Source organism: Teredinibacter sp. KSP-S5-2, from assembly GCF_032773895.1.
Taxonomy (GTDB): domain Bacteria; phylum Pseudomonadota; class Gammaproteobacteria; order Pseudomonadales; family Cellvibrionaceae.
In genome coordinates, this window is sequence record NZ_CP120416.1 from 227,826 (window position 1) to 243,759 (window position 15,934).

A 15,934-nucleotide genomic window follows, 5' to 3' on the forward strand; every position below is an offset into this window, starting at 1 on the left:
CAAGAAGAAGCGATAGCTTCATTGCCTGTTTCTTCGTGCTTTTTATCTTCCATCAAGCTGTCTCCAGGTTAATGTATTTATTATTTGTACCGTTGAGTGGGTTTCTGAATAAGAGACTGTTTTCTGTATGCAATTGCCTGGGCTGGGGCCGAATTATGAAGTTAAACCTCTGTTGTGAAGTGGATCGTCTTATCACCGTGAGGGAAATCTATCAGTCGAATAGCGACGATTTTGTTATGAAAATGTGTCCGTCCTGTTCTCAGCACTGGTTGTACCGCTATCTGGAAGAAGACTGGCGATCCAATATTCAGTTGGGCGAAAACGAATACGAAGCCTGGTATATCGGGGTGTTGGATGAAGAATTGCAGGAGGCCTACAATATGGCGTTCGATAATCTGTCTACCACCAGCGATTTCTTATACCTTTCTTCAAAAGTATTTAATGAGAAAATTTCTGATTGGAAAAAAATTGCGGAATAGCAATTAAGGTCTGTTTCGTTCGTGTGAGCAGTCTTAGTTTGACCAGCGAATATCGTCGCCTTCTTTGGTAAAGGTGCCGCCTTTACTGTTTTGTCGAATAATAAACTCGGCACCGTTAACCATAATGTCAACAATCGGATAGGTGTTTTTCATAATAACAATGGATGCCGCCTGAGTGGTTTTTTTCATTTTCTGAATTTTTGAAATGACTTCAGAAATATGAGTTAGGCTGTCATTGAGTTTTTTAACGGCCTGATCCGCAATTTTAAATTTTCTAATTAACTCAATGTTGTTCGGGTCTTGTTTAATCTGAGCGGCCAGGTTTTTCTCCAGCTTTTTTATCCGTTCAATTTCATGCAGTTTTGCTGCTTGTGCTATACGGACTTTTTCCAAATCTTTATTGTAGTTTTTCTTGGTGCCGACAATAATTTTGGTTCGCACTCCACCTTCAGAACCCAGTGTGTTGACGATTACCTGATTTTTGGCAAAGCATTCACCACCAAAAATTCTTCCCTTGCCACCACCTTGCCCAGCGAGAACCTGATCGTGCGCTTCAATGTGACAATGGCTGAGGTACTCTTTTACATTAATATTTCTGCCTGCACGTATATCGGTGAGGTTGACATAATTTGCCGTGATATTACCTCCTGCAATTAACTTGCAGGAAAAAACCGTGTCATCTCCGTCCGGGTGATCTGCTCCGAGAACACCTGCACCAACGGAAATATCATTGCCCGCTTTCAGAACAGAATTGGTGACGACACCATTCACGATAATATCCCCGGTGACGCTGATCTTCATGCCGGCCATGACTTCGCCTCGTACCAATACGGAGCCATCAAAAACAATATTGCCGGTGGCCATGCCGACGTTTTCCACAACCAGTGTTTTGTCTACGGCAACGCCCTCAGCTTTTATCAGGGGGTGGCCTTTGGTTTCTGCAATTAACAGGTTTTCGTCATCGGGGCTAACGGCTACGCCGTCTAGATCCGAATCAAAAGGGGTATCGTCGCCATCAATGGCTGTAACCACTTCACCGCGAACGTTGTATCCGTTGACGCCTTTGGAAGCCGGTATGCGCCGCATAAGTGGTGTACCTTCCGTGACGAAGGTGAAATCCAGCACTTCCTTCATGTTAACCCGGCCGGTTTTATCTTCCTTATGCTGTCGTTGAATGGTTTCTTCTACCAGGGCTTCAAATTGTGCGTCCTCTCCATCCTGCGGTTCAACGCCCTTGGCAAAAGTCAGTTTTGACACTTCTTCGTTTTGCAGAGCTTGTTCCAATATTTTCTGGTCGCAATATTCCAGCTTAATTCCGGCGGCCAGTATTTTTGCTTCCAGTGTGGTTTTATCCAGCGGCTCGCCACCATAGGCGCGCGTTGTGGTGAGCAGGGCTTCCATTTCTTCATTAACGAGTTCAATGATGACTTCGGCATCTTTTTTCTTGGCGATGGCGATGGTGCCATATTCTTTTTTGGCCGCGTAGGTAACCAGTTTTTCAAGAATGCGGTCTTCAAAGTGAAAGTCGTCGAACTGGTTTTCTCTTATCAGCTCCTGTAGCGATACCAGGCTGTGATGGACTTCGTCATCGGTTGGGTTGAGGTTTGCGTTGAGTAAGCCGGTATCCGGGTCGAAGTCTAAGGTGATTTCGGTATAAACCGGTCGTTCACCCAGTATGTATGTACCGTGTTTATGCTGAATGGCTTTGGTGGCAATGTCCGATAGTGCTGACAGTTTTATTCCAAAGCTGTCGAAGCCTTTTTCTCTCAACTCATCCTGTAATGTGCTGACATTGATTTCATGCTTTATTTCGGATGGTGTCAGTCTGGCTTCGACTTTTCGCGTGTTTGGGTCGTAATCAATTTCTACCTGAGTAAAGGTGGGCTTGTTCGCTACCGGAAATTCGGCGGGGATACCGTTGTCAATCTGATCGAGTATTTTCTTTATGTTGTCGCCATCAACAACAAAGTTTTCATATTCCGGTTGCTTGAGTAATTCTGCAATCGCTTCCCGGGTGTAGCTGATTTTCTCCTCGGTTTCCGTAAACTGCGCATGTAAGCCGCCAGTTTCATCGTCCACTTGAAAAGACAGTTGCAGGAAGCTGGGTTTTCGACCAATGAGAAAACGCCCTTTCTCATTGTTCAGGAATTTTTTTAATAAGTTCTCGATGGCATCTTCGGCAAGAATGAATTCCGAGTAACCGGAGTCACGAATCATCTTGTGCAGAATCTGGCTATCCAGAATGATTTTACTGCTTGAGGGAATCAGCAATGCATCCAGCGTTCTTCGGTTGCTGTCGTATTCCAGTTTTACATTGGTAAACTCAGGTTTGGTGCCAATTGGAATGGTGCCGTGTTCATGGCTTTGAACACGTTTGAGCACGTCTTGCAGATCTGAGGTCTGGACGCGATATTCCTGATAATCGTTGATTTTAACCTGGTTGAGCAACCAGTTAAGGTCGATACCCTGATCCGTATCGGAACTCGAAAGTATGGCGTTTAATATGCCCGATTCTTCATCGATCCTGAAAGTGACTTGAGTATATTTGGCCATATTTGAGGTGGGAATGCTCTCTTTGTGGTCAACGCATGGCTCCAATCATGCAAGTACTATCAGTATAGACGCTGGTTCAAAGAATAGCGTACAAGTGTAACTGCAGGTTATATAGTCCGGGCTGGGGGGCATTCATCGCGACCAGAGGATCGGCTCACTGGGAAGAGAGCTGGTTTAAGGCAAGCGGGCCATTTAGCAACAGTGGGGATGAGGCCAGTTCTGTGCCGACTATCGAAGGGGCCTGTATAACCTGTTTCAGGGCTTGTTGGTAATGTGGAAAGTCCCGAGTGAAGCTCCGTGCGTGCCCGCAGTCTGGTAGCGACCAGTAATTTTTCGCTCCACCTGCCCTCTGATAGAGGGCGCGAGACATGTGTTCGGGAATAAGTTGATCCTCCTGGCAGTGAACATAGAGTTTTGGTACCTGGTCCAGGTGTGCAATAGCGTGGATAGGGGCTGTTTTATCGCTGATAAAACTGGAGATTAACCATTGAAAAGCCCGGCCCAAGCGGGTTTGCGTGACCACGTGGCGAGAGATCTCCAGATAGCTGGCGAAGGAGGAATCAATCACCAGCAGTTGAGGCGTAAGCGTTTTGCCTTGGGTGTGGGCCAGCGTATCGGTCAGTACTGCTCCGCCCATCGAAGTGCCTATAGCGACATACTGATACTCCGGGTGAGAGCGTCTTTGTACTTTGACCAGTTCGGTTGCTTTGCGCAGCGCAGTAATACCGTCTTCGCGTAATGCCAACGGTGACGGTCTTCCTTCTGACAGGCCGTAACCTGAATAGTCAAACAGCAGAAGTTCCCAGCCTTCGTCTACCAGCCAGTCAACCTTCTCCCGTGTGTCCGACAAATTACCGGCATTGCCGTGAAAGTGAACAACTAACCCTTTTGCCAAGCCTTCGGGTTGTTGCCAGTACTGCGCTGCCAGTTTGTTGCCAGAGGTTGAATACAGCGTGAGCCATTGAATGTTGGCAGTGGTGTGAGGCGCAGGAAATATTTGTTTGCTTGGATAATAAAAGAAACCATTGTCCCTGAAGGAAAGTTGCGGTGAACAGCTTATATTCACTAAGCCAAGCATTATAAAAAACATGCATAAGAGAAACTTTTTCACCGTGTCACCGACTCAATCATTGTGTTTGTCGAGTGAATACGTTGCTTGCTGCGTTATGGATGAAAAGAGTATGAACAGGTACTAGCTTAATTTTTGAATAAGTTTGATGACCTTTTTGGCTTCTATTGCAAAGCTTGTTAGCTTGCCACCATAGATTCCAATATAACCGCAGCCGGGTGCGAAGGCCTGGCTAAGCAACAGTGTTTCCCGTGTTCTGTGGTGGGCTGTTCCCTCTGTATGGGGCAACACCCGTAAACCGGAGAAGTTGGCGAGAATATCCGAATTGTCGATTGGAGTTTGAGGAAAGTAGTGATTATAGGTTTGCAGTAAATAATGAATTTCTTTATCCGTTGCCCGACTGTTTTCCGGTGTGCAGGAAACCGGTTCTTCTGTTGTACCTAGAAGGGTATGTCCTTTCCAGGGAAGTAAAAATACACCGCGACCATCAATAGGGGATTCCAGATAAAAGCAATGTGGGTCAGCCTGTCGATTTAATACCAGATGTGTTCCCTGTACCAATTCAATATCAATGGCATCGGGTTTTGGCCAAATTTTCTGGACTGTCTGATTAATCCAGGGCCCAGCGGCGTTAACAAGAATTCTTCCTTGAAAATAGCGTACTTGATCATCCGCTTGCAGGCTTTCAATCAACCAGATGTTATCTTCCTGTTTGGCGCGGGTTAACTGATTATTGAATTCTATTTTTGCTCCAAGGCTTTGGGCTTGTTGGATAATACGTTGCGTAAGGGCTTTGTCATCCGTTTGTGCATCGTAGTAGCAGAACACTGTTTGCAGTTGCTCAGTACGCAAGCCGGAAAGCTCATGCCATTTGTTTTTCGCCAAACGTGAAAAGCCAACACTACTTAGCAGTGAGTACACCAGTAACCCAGAATGTATCCACCAGGAACGGCGATGTGAGTTGGTATAAACCGGAATAAAAAACGGAACCATTTTGACGAGGTCAGAATGCTCTTGCAGTAGTTTTCTTCGTGCCTGTAAGCATTCCCGTACTAAACCGATTTGTCCAGATTCAAGGTACCTTAAACCTCCGTGAATCAGCTTAGAGCTTTTGCTGGATGTCCCATTTCCGGCGCTGCCATATTGCTCTAACACTAAAACCGTCTTGCCCTGTTTACTTGCTTCTAACGCCACTCCTGCGCCGTGAATGCCGGCACCAATGATGACCAGGTCGTAAACTTGATGTGACGAGTTGTTCGGCATAGGTGGCTATTGGTTTGTTAGGGTTTGGAAATCCCAGGATTCTAATGCACTGGTTCCTTTTTCCAGGCAGCGACCGGCCAATGCCTGGTCTGTAATATCATAGATCATCCAGCGCCAGCTGCCTGACCAGAGTGGGGCGGGTAAATGGATGCATTTATTTGCATTGCAAATCAGCCAGTCGGGAATAAGCCGTCCGGCTATATCTCGAGATGAATCATCATAGCGTGTTAACACCCAGCCCAAAGGTAAGGTGTTTAAATGCTGCTTACAGTAAGTGAGAAATACTTCGTCATAGGAGATGAGCGTCGCATTAAAGTGCACTTTTTCCAGTAGTGGGCGTAAAGTTTCGACGACTTTTGAATAGGTAAAGCGTTCAAAAATCTCCTGTTTAATTTCAATAAAAAGTGTAAACGATGAATTTACTTTAAGGTTAGAGAGCAAAAACTCCAGGCTGATAATCGGCGTAGGATAAAACTTTTGTTGGAAGCGGTCAGGTTCATGTGCACTATAAAGTTTCAACTGTTCTGACGTAAGTGTTGCCACGCCCACATCTTGTTCTGCTGTACGTTTCAGGTTCGGGTCGTGAATAACGACTGGAATGGCATCAATAGAAAATTGCACATCTATTTCGACGGCTTCAATACCTGAGTCGATCGCTTGTTGAATACCTTGTAAGGAATTTTCCGGGTAATACTCTGGCCAGCCTCTATGTCCGACAATCAATAGTGTCATGTCAGTGTCTCGTATACTGTGATTGCTTGGTGATATCGGGATTGTAATTCAATATTAGTGTATGGCCGGAAGAAAGTCTTTGCGGTTGGTGGCAAATCTTCGTTGTCGCTGGCTTTGGCCAAACCAATGAGTGTCGCCTCCACTGCATCGGTTCGATAAACTTTTTTTTGAGTCAGGTTGGCAATTGTTTGGCAGAGATAATTTGACTGGCTGACACCGCCGCCGATAATAATATCCCAATTGCCCTCTTTGTTACCGGTTTCAATAAATTGAATATTCTTACTAATAAGAAAGGCGATGCTTTCAATAACCGCGATACATCTTTCCTGGATGGAGTCTGAATCGGAATCAATAAAAAAGCTCTTGTGTGCGCCCTTCCACCAGGGTGATGCCAGCCCGCCAACACAGTTTATAAAAATAGGTAGCTGTTTTTTATTGTCGGGTGTAGAGGGAATGTGGTTAAAAAATTCATCCTGTGTCAGATCATATTGTTGACAAAAATAGGTAATGGCCGCTGCGCAACCATTAATGCAGGCTTCACTTAAATAATCAACGGATTCATTTGTGCTCTGGGCGATGGTGGTGAGTATGCCAGTGCCTGGCGGTGCGGGTTGGTTGCTGAGAACAAATGCGCCAGTGCCGGCGTTAATAACAATTGGGCGGCGAGAGTTCGTCAGCCCAAGAAAAGCAGCGTTTTGATCACCGCACACAAGCTTGAGAGGAATGTTTCCGTTTTTTAGTTGACCATAGTGACTATGTGTGGGCAACACCGAAGGTAACGCCTCGGTCGACAGTGAAAAGTATTCGCATAATGTTTTACTCCAACGCCGTTGCTGTATATCCCAGAGTTGGGTTCGGGATGCATTACTTTCATCGCATAGATAGGGAGCATTTTCCAGTAGATGAAAAAGCAGGTAGCTAATCAGAGGGCCAATACACAGCTTTTTCTGATCGGCAAGTTGCTGCCTTAACCAATGAATTTTACTGGCGCCATAGTGCGGGGATAAAACCAGCCCGGATAGGCGATGTATTTCTGTTTCGCAGTGTTTAAGGCTGTTTACTTGTTGGCGGCCGCGTGTGTCCTGCCAACTGATTGCTGGTGAAAGCGTTTTACCATTTTCTGGGTGCCAGGCAATCACTGTTGAGCGTTGTATTGCTATGGCTGCATGGTCAATCTGGGGGGTATGGATTGGCTCGGTCAAAACAGCTGAAAGGGTATGGTTTACTGCGTTTAGAATCTCCTCCCCATTCTGTTCGATTCTTTCATTGTCGAGGTTGTTCACTTTTATTGATTGACCGGCAAGGTTTAGTACTTTGCCCGAGGTGCAGAGTATGGCCGAACGAACGGAGTGGGTGCCGATATCGATAGCGAGTATTTTTGATTTCATAAATAAAGTGTAGTGTCAGGAGAATGGAATGTACATATTCCTGTGTGGTGTGCTTTTTCTTATATTAGGATTGGTTAAAATTCGTTTTTTGCAAAATAAACAAAAATTTGTCGGGAGGTTAAAGAGTAATTCGTATATGTCAAAACGCCACTTAATTTAACTTTTTTAAAATTCTAATTTTTTTAAAAAATGTGTCGTTAGTCGCCTTTTCTTTGCGTAGTAAAACATGAGGCATTTGTAATAAATGCTCGAAATATAATTATTTAAAACTATTTAAAGAGGACGGCGACGTGTCTAACAGATTAAAAAAAGCGATTATCGCAGCTAATCGGATGACGTTGATAGCGGGGTCTCTGAGCGCGCTGACAATGGCGAGTATTGGTGCAGTGGCTCAGGAAAATACAAATGATTTAAGCGGGCTGGAAGAAGAGGTTCTTGTTTTAGGTATTCGAGGTTCTTTGCAACAGAGTCTGGATACCAAACGTAATGCAAGTTCAATTGTTGATGCGGTTACTTCAGAAGATATCGGAAAATTCCCCGATAAAAACGTGGCCGAATCACTTTCTCGGGTGACGGGTGTTTCTATTACTCGTGACTTCGGTGAAGGTGAAAAAATTTCCGTAAGGGGTACGGATCCATCTCAAAACCGAACCTTGCTAAATGGTTCAGCAGTTGCTTCAGCAGACTGGTTTGTTTTGGATAATCCATCCCGTGCATTTAACTACACATTATTACCTTCCAATGTGGTGTCATCTTTGGAAGTGTACAAAAGTCCACAAGCCGATGTGCAAGAAGGTTCACTAGGTGGTACCGTATATTTACGTACACGTAAGCCTCTGGATTTGGACCCGAATACTATTTCAATTCAGGCACAAGGTCAGTATTCAGATAAGTCTGAGGAATGGGATCCACAGCTTTCAGCTATGTATTCCTATAAAACACCGAACGATGTGTTTGGCGTATTGGTTTCGTTTACCAAGCAGGATAGAACCTTAACTCGTGACGGTATTGAAGCCTTAGGTTTTACAACGGAAGAAATCAACGGTAAAGATTACTGGCGTCCGCGCAGCGTGGGTAACGCGTATTTTTATCAGGAAAGGGAAAGAGAGACCGGCTTATTAAGCTTACAGCTTCGTCCAAACGATAAATTGGATATGACGTTGAATTATCTTAATTCAGAGTTAAAGGCTGACAACATTAACCATAACCTGGTTGTCTGGCTAACCCGTAACGGTGCTTTGGATCACGATACCGCTGTATATGAAGGTGACAGTGTTGTTGCGGGTACTATGCTCCCATGCTCCGATGCGAATTTAAGTGATGAAGGCAGCAACAGCTGTAACCTTGTTTCAGAAATGGCGGTGATTAATCGTGAATCCGGTACAGAAACGGAAGCGTTGGATTTTGATTTAACCTATGAAAGCGATAGCTATCGCATTAATGCCAAACTGGGTACTACGGAAGCCAGTGGTGGCACCAGTAAAGATAATTACCTTCAATATAATCAAAATTTGAGTCGTGTTGATTTTGATGGTCGTGGCGAAACATTCCAGGCAACCATGATTATGCCGGATGGCCGAGCTCAAACTAATCAGGATATCTTGAATCGTAATTTGGAGTGGATGCAAAAAACCGATCGTCTGATGACCGATGAAGAAACCTACTTTGGTTCTGATATTGAATTCGATGTGGAATTCGGCGCGATTAACAGTTTGAAAATGGGCTTTAATCACCGCGATCACGACAAAGGTCAAACGCAAAACGATTACCGCTTCCACTGGTGGACTGACGATCAGCACGCGGCGGGCGGTTCCTATTTTACTGATGTTTTGCCTGGTGAAGAACGTTGGATGTACGGTGCGGTTGGCGCGGAACAAGCTGGCGGTGGTTTCATTAATACCTATAGTTATTTGCACAATGGCAATTACACGCCAGGTAATTTTCTTGATGGCGTAACGGGCACTAACACGATTGATAATTATCCATTGCTGGAAGGCGATCGGATGGATTCGGTTATGTTTAGCAACAGTGTGATGAACGATTACGGAGTGCGCCCATATAAGCGTCTGTCTGGCAACTGGGATGTAAACGAAAAAATCAATGCGTTTTTCCTGAAGGCAGAATTTGAAGGTGAAGGCTTCCGCGGTGACATGGGCTTGCGTTACGTTAAAACGGATGTGGCCTCAACCGGTTGGGTACACGAAGGTGATCCGCTTGCTGCAACTTTGGCTTTACAAGGCGAATACGACTTGCTTGTCGATTTCGCTTTCCCTACCGATCCAAATGCCGAGCGTGTAACTGCACATCAAGTGACAACGGATCACACTTATACTTCGATATTGCCAAATGTTAACGTCAGTTTTGATTTGACGGATGACACCATTTTCCGTTTGTCTGCTTCGCGTACTATGTCCCGTCCGGATTACATTACCATTGCTTCGCAAGAATCATTTAATGTGAATACTTTGGGCGGTGCGAAAGGTAACCCGAAACTCAACCCAACGTATTCGAATAACTTCGATATTTCTTACGAATGGTATTTTACTGACACTTCCGCTTTGACCGCGACCTATTTCTATAAGGATATAACCGGCGCGCCTACCAACGGTACTATTTCCGAGCAACGTTACGATACTGAAACCAGCGAGTACGTAATGATTGACTTTAACGCGCCAGTGAATGGTAAAGGCTATGTAACGGAAGGTTTGGAAATTGGTTATCAGCAATCATTTGGTGACTTTGGTGTGTTAGCCAATGCGACCATCTCTGATGTTGATCACAACGAAGAACGAGACGCAGCGGCGGATTCTGGTGTTGGCTTGGTTATCGGTCATTCCAACTTTATGTATAACCTGACCGGTTACTACGAGAACAGTTTTGTCAGTACTCGTCTTTCTTATAATTATCGTTCTGAGTATTACGATGGCATTAGTTCGTTTAACTCAGAAGTTTTTACCGATGATTTTGGTCAACTTGATGCCAGCGTGAGTGTGAACCTTGGTGAGCATGTTGAACTGGTCTTTGAAGCGGTTAACCTGCTTGATGAAGAGGTCAACAAATACCATCAATCTGAAGAACGTTTCTCCAAAGTGTATAAAAACGGGAGCCGTTTTGTGATTGGTGCAAACGTGAAGTTCTAGTTTTATCCCAACTCACCTGATCACACGGATGTGATCGAACTTTTTTTAGAATCCCCTTGTCCTATCCTTCGTGGATAGGGGTCGACACACGATTATGTGTCGGCCTCTTTTTCCTTTGGTATTACATTTTTGCTTCTTAACTTATTTTTTTCGAAAAGGTTAATGATTAACTTTTGGCCGGAATACGTACCTCAAATATAACGCCACTATGATCCGGCACGTTATAGCCTTGTACTTCTCCCCGGTGAAAATCGGAAATCAGTCTTACGATATATAAACCCAACCCCAGGTGATGGCCTTCGTTGTCTGGAATATCTTTGTCTCGCACGGAAACCATGGAATCAAACAGCTGACCATGCATGTGGCTAGGTAACGGCGGACCTTCGTTGTGAACGGTAAATACCACGTCGTTATTGTGGCGATACAATCCTAATTCAATCTTGCCTTTTTCCGGGCAAAAATCGGCAGCGTTATCAACCAGTTTATCCAGCATTTGTACCAGCAACTCCCCGGAACCCCAGACGACAAGTTTCTCCGGTTCTGAGCGAACATTTAAACTGAAAATAACGTGTTGATACACATCGCGGTACGCTTCGGTTAAATTTTGCAGCAATTGGTCGCAGGGAATATTTTCCTGTTCAGCCGCACCAATGGCCTGTTCTACCCGACTGGCGGCGCTCATCGCATTGAGAATATTGGATAGTCGGGTGGTGCCTTCTTTTGCCCGCTCTGCATAGGTTCTGGCTTGGTCGGGAATGTTTTCGTATTCCAGGTTGTCCAGCGACGAACGAACTATCGCTAAAGGTGTCCGCAGTTCGTGCGAGAGTTTACTGGATAAGGTTCGTAAATAATTGGTGTATTCCTGCAAGCGGGCAAGTAATTGGGCGTATCCTCGGGATAAATCGCCAATTTCATCCTGAGTGGAATAAACCGGGAAATTTTCATTGATTTTGCCGCTGTCAGAAATTGCTGTGGTGGCTGCGGCACTGAGTTTTTGTATGCGAAAGGACAGCCAGCTTGCATAGAAAATTAAAATTGTAATCACACTCAACGAAGCGATCACCGAATAAAACAGTAATCGGTTAAATGCCGAATTGGTCATGGATGTGAGTGAGTCCGAACCTTGGTCGGCTATCAATGTTCCAACGATGCGTTTGGGTGTTTCGTTAACAGCATAGATTGGATAGGAAACACGGACACTTTCTTTATTGCCTTTGGTGTACCAACCAATGCTATGTTCTCCCTGCACGGTTTGCTGGAACTCTGTGGTGTCTATTTTCCCTGTTTTGTTAACCAGGGGGAGTTCAGGATAGTGGCCGCTGGTTAAGGCTAATTTATAGATCCAGCGCAGTAATCCATGCTGTTTGGATAGAGTTTCTGTCGCCTGATCCTGTAAATCCCCATCGGCAGCAATTATCCAGCTTTCCGGTGTTGTCAGTGTCAGGCGCACACCTTGCCGCTGAAAAATCATCAGCTGTTTGGCTAGTGGGTCAGAAAAATAAATTAACGGCGTTAGCGTCGCAGGTACTAAAGCTGTTTGAACTTGCTCATTGGCTGATTTTTTGGGGCTTGGTTTGTATTGAATCGTAAACGCTTGCTGTGCCCAGGATAATGGGAGTGACAATTCCACTTGAAAACCGTTTTGCCATTCCAGCCAGTAACCTTTTATTTGGTGTTCTATAGCAAAATTGCTGGCAGAGAGTTGTCTCGCTGCATGAATCTGTCCTTCTCCACTGGCATAGAGTGCAATATCACGCTGGTCCCCGGTATTTGAATTCAGATTTAATTGAATCGTGTCTGCCAGGGTTGGACGAGATAAAGCGGGTGTGTAGTAGTGAATGTTTTCTGTGGTCACCCGCAGAAATAAGTAGAGTTCATTACGATAAATACCGGCAACGATTTCCATATCCTCTTGCAACGGTTGGAAATCGTAGTTGGCAGTTATCCACTCGTCCGCATAACCATCTTTAATTGGCTTTATATTAAGAGCGTGTGCGACTACGGGGGTGCTGCCAGGTGTGGCATAGGCATCAATGGTTTGAATCAGTTGCGGGTCATTACCAATACGGGCGCTCACGGCTTTGGCGGTGGCAACCAGGGCATCGGTTTGGCCTTTGCGCAGTGCGGAGTCCATTTCCTGAATATATTGGCAGCCTACCCAGGGAAGTGACAGGGTAACCAGGCTGACCAATAACAACTGCTTTTTCAGGCGCATAGGGGAAAATTATTTTTCCTGATCAAGTACCCATCGGTACCCCATGCCATATGCGGTTTGAATACAGTCGAAACTGTCATCCAATTCTTTAAACTTTTTGCGAATGCGTTTTATATGAGAAGTAATCGTATTATCGTCCAGCACGACATTGGCGGCGTCCATGAGTTGTTGACGATTTTTTACATGGCCGGGATGTTGTGCCAGGGAATGCACAATCCAGAGTTCTGTGACGGTAAGGTCGACTAGATTTTCCTTCCAGCGCGCATTCATCCGATCCATATTCAGGGTTAAATTGCCCCGCGAGATCTCGGTTTCTTTGGTGGACGGTGATTGCAGTGCATCAATACGACGAAACAGAGCAGTAATTCTTGCCAGCATATGGGGCTGACTGATGTCTTTTGTCAGGTAGTCATCTGCGCCAAGTCGTAAACCGGAAACTACATCGAATTCACTGTCCCGGGCTGTCAAAAATATGATTGGAAGCTCCGGGGCTTGGGTGCGCAGTTCGCGGCAAAGTTCAAATCCACCCTCAATTTCATCCCCTAAACCTACGTCAATAATTGCCAGATCCGGTAGTTTGGTCGCAAATGCTTCACTGGCTTCTGGCCGGGAGCGGTAGTGATTGACCTTATAACCTTGCCTGCGAAGGGCATCGCAGTAGTTTTGTGCAATTGCTTCTTCGTCTTCAACAATAGCAATCTGGCGGGACATAGGGGTACCTTGTGTTGTTAATGAGGCTTTGGCCTGATCATTCTGGTTTGACTCGGACAGCGTGAACAGGTTCTATAGAGTAATTCTCTTATTCATGAATTTCCAGTGATTCCGCCCGACTACCGAAGTGGTGAATCTGTGGTATCTTTAAATCAGTTATTTATCATCTTTGAGGGGGTGAGTGTGTTTCCTGCTTTAGTTGCGGATATTGGCGGAACGAATGCCCGTTTTGCTCTGGTTACAGGCGTAAATAAACACGGGTTTGTTTTTGAGTCTGCCCAGACACTTAGTACCAACAATTATTCTTCATTCGCAGATGTTGTTGAGCATTATTTACAATCACTAAAAGGGATTGATATTCATCACGCATGTTTTGCTGTGGCCGGTCCAGTTTCGGGAGATTATATTGAATTCACCAATTTGGACTGGGGATTTAGTAAGCAAGATTTCAGTCGTCGGTTTGGCTTTAAAGTTTTTGAGGTAATCAACGATTTTTTTGCCGTTGCCATGGCCTGCCCAAGTTTTACTGATGAAGATTTAATTTCGCTCAAACCGGGTGTTTCCTGTCCTGATGGTGTGAAAGCGGCTTTGGGGCCGGGAACCGGGTTAGGGGTGGCCGGTTTAGTGAAGCAAGGCGCGTTATGGCAACCGGTTCCCTGTGAAGGGGGGCATGTGAATATTGCTCCAACAACGCCTCTGGAGTGTGACGTTCTTAAAGCGGGTATGGCGTTATATGGTCATGTTTCTGCGGAAACTTTTTTATGTGGCCCCGGGTTGGTGAATTTATATCGGGCCTTGGCGGAAGTGAAAGGCGTAGCTGTTGATCCTATTTCTCCTGCACAGATAACGTCCAGTGCAGTTGCGGATGATGAATCTGCAGACCCGCTATGTAACGAAACCTTCGCCATGTTTTGCAGTTGGCTGGGAAATTTTGCCGGTAACTTGGCGTTAACATACGGTGCCAGCGGTGGAATTTACCTTGCTGGAGGAATACTTCCACGTTTTGTGGATTTTGTTCAGGCCAGTGATTTTGTTAAATGCTTTTCTGATAAAGGCAATATGAGTGATTATTTGACGGATATTCCTGTGCAGATTATCGGTCATCCGCAAACGGCCTTTGTGGGGGCTGCAGGCTGGTTAAAACAAGTGACGCAGAGTTAGGAGTTATCTTTTTTTAAAAAACTAGATTTCAGCTCAATGTATGGTTGTATACTCAGCACGCTTTATCGCGTTCTCAAAAAAAAGCCACCGGCATAGTCGGTGGCTTCTTACGTTGAAATTAACGGGGCCTCTTTTTACATTGGCTTTTTGATTTTATCCTGCAGTGTAATACCATCAAGCACTTCAATATTTATGCCATCAGAAATGCCCAATTTTATATCTCTGCGTTCGAACTTCTGCTCACCAACTTGAACTTCCACATAGGGCTGACCATTATCAAACTGGAGTAGTCCTTCATTCAGGGCCAGAACGTTTTCCCGTTTATCAAGAACGATATCGGCATTGGCACTGAAACCTGCTCGAATAAATGTGCCTTCCTGTAAATTCACCGATGCACGTATTTGAAATTTAATGGTGCCCTGGTCGTCGTAGCCTTTTGGTGATATATACTCCAGTTCGGCGGTAAACGGTTCTGATTCGATTGCACCAATATTGAGTAATAATTGCATTCCTTCATGCAGCTTACCAACTTCCGATTCGTCCACCCGACCTTCAAAAATCATATCCTGCATGTTGGCGATAAAAGCAATGGTGGTGCCAGCGTTAAAGTTGTTGGTTTCTGTAATGAATGTGCCTTCTTTTACCGGAATATCCAGAATCAAACCATCCAGTGTTGCGCTGACCAGGTTGGATGTTTTGCCGGATTTTTTTGATGCACCTTCGCGCACAATTGCCAGATTACTTTCCGCAGATGTCAGGGCTTCCTGTTTGAGTTTGTAGTCCAGCAAATATTTATTGTATTCAACTTCAGAAATGATCTTTTCTCCAAAGAGTTGCTCTTGCCGTTTTTTCTCTCTCTGTGAATCTTCAAAATTAATGCGTGCAGTTTCCAGTAAGGACTCCGCATTATTCAGGCGTTCGATATCAGGAATAATTCGTATCTTGGCAATAACTTCACCATTGCCAATGGGATTGCCCGCTTCGACATAGATTTTTTCCACAATGCCGGATACTTGTGATTTGATTTCGACTTCTTTTCGTGGCGTGATGCTGCCTGTCGCAATGGTCTTTTTGATTATGTCGGTTTCAAATGGCGAGGCTGTTTGATATATCACCGGCGGTTCTTGGGATTTGTTGTACAGAAATACAATCGTACCAATGAACAGTATTACACATATTATTCCTAGTAAACTGAGAATGACTTTTTTCATGGGTGTTTAAAT

General features: G+C 44.9%; 11 protein-coding genes. 3 read left to right on the plus strand and 8 right to left on the minus strand.

Going from position 1 to position 15,934, the window contains the following annotated elements:
- Positions 1-155 precede the first annotated feature (155 nt).
- A complete protein-coding gene (locus P5V12_RS01115; RefSeq protein ID WP_316955393.1) occupies positions 156-479 on the plus strand; it encodes a hypothetical protein in 324 nt (107 codons plus the stop codon).
- Positions 480-512: 33 nt separating this feature from the next.
- On the opposite strand, the gene P5V12_RS01120 is transcribed toward P5V12_RS01115, so the two are convergent.
- From P5V12_RS01120 to P5V12_RS01140, 5 genes are all read right to left on the minus strand, one after another.
- Complete coding sequence (locus tag P5V12_RS01120) at positions 513-3,032, minus strand: FapA family protein (protein ID WP_316955394.1); 2,520 nt, start codon at positions 3,030-3,032, stop codon at positions 513-515.
- A 154-nt stretch (positions 3,033-3,186) separates the two neighbouring features.
- On the minus strand, positions 3,187-4,143 hold the full coding sequence (locus P5V12_RS01125; protein WP_316955395.1) for an alpha/beta hydrolase: 957 nt from the start codon (positions 4,141-4,143) through the stop codon (positions 3,187-3,189).
- An 81-nt stretch (positions 4,144-4,224) separates the two neighbouring features.
- Complete coding sequence (locus P5V12_RS01130) at positions 4,225-5,364, minus strand: FAD-dependent oxidoreductase (protein WP_316955396.1); 1,140 nt, start codon at positions 5,362-5,364, stop codon at positions 4,225-4,227.
- A 6-nt stretch (positions 5,365-5,370) separates the two neighbouring features.
- Positions 5,371-6,096 carry a glycerophosphodiester phosphodiesterase family protein gene (locus tag P5V12_RS01135; RefSeq protein ID WP_316955397.1) on the minus strand — a complete coding sequence of 242 codons (726 nt, stop codon included), beginning with the start codon at positions 6,094-6,096 and terminating at the stop codon, positions 5,371-5,373.
- Positions 6,093-7,484 carry an FGGY family carbohydrate kinase gene (locus tag P5V12_RS01140; protein WP_316955398.1) on the minus strand — a complete coding sequence of 464 codons (1,392 nt, stop codon included), beginning with the start codon at positions 7,482-7,484 and terminating at the stop codon, positions 6,093-6,095. Before P5V12_RS01140 ends, P5V12_RS01135 begins: the two co-directional genes overlap by 4 nt.
- Positions 7,485-7,774: 290 nt before the next feature.
- Here P5V12_RS01140 and P5V12_RS01145 point away from each other — a divergent pair, with 290 nt between their 5' ends.
- The gene (locus tag P5V12_RS01145; protein WP_316955399.1) at positions 7,775-10,624 is read left to right on the plus strand and encodes a TonB-dependent receptor; all 2,850 of its coding nucleotides are present in this window, start codon (positions 7,775-7,777) and stop codon (positions 10,622-10,624) included.
- 166 nt (positions 10,625-10,790) lie between these two features.
- Here P5V12_RS01145 and pdsS read toward each other — a convergent pair whose 3' ends face one another.
- Together pdsS and pdsR are read right to left on the minus strand one after the other, a co-directional pair.
- Positions 10,791-12,839: a proteobacterial dedicated sortase system histidine kinase gene (gene pdsS, locus P5V12_RS01150; RefSeq protein WP_316955400.1), complete on the minus strand. Its 2,049-nt coding sequence runs from the start codon at positions 12,837-12,839 to the stop codon at positions 10,791-10,793.
- 9 nt (positions 12,840-12,848) lie between these two features.
- The gene (gene pdsR, locus P5V12_RS01155; RefSeq protein WP_316955401.1) at positions 12,849-13,550 is read right to left on the minus strand and encodes a proteobacterial dedicated sortase system response regulator; all 702 of its coding nucleotides are present in this window, start codon (positions 13,548-13,550) and stop codon (positions 12,849-12,851) included.
- A gap of 183 nt (positions 13,551-13,733) precedes the next feature.
- Here pdsR and glk point away from each other — a divergent pair, with 183 nt between their 5' ends.
- Positions 13,734-14,711, plus strand: a complete 978-nt coding sequence (gene glk, locus P5V12_RS01160) for a glucokinase (protein WP_316955402.1) — start codon at positions 13,734-13,736, stop codon at positions 14,709-14,711.
- Between the two features lie 134 nt (positions 14,712-14,845).
- On the opposite strand, the gene P5V12_RS01165 is transcribed toward glk, so the two are convergent.
- The gene (locus tag P5V12_RS01165) at positions 14,846-15,922 is read right to left on the minus strand and encodes an efflux RND transporter periplasmic adaptor subunit (protein ID WP_316955403.1); all 1,077 of its coding nucleotides are present in this window, start codon (positions 15,920-15,922) and stop codon (positions 14,846-14,848) included.
- Positions 15,923-15,934: the final 12 nt, after the last annotated feature.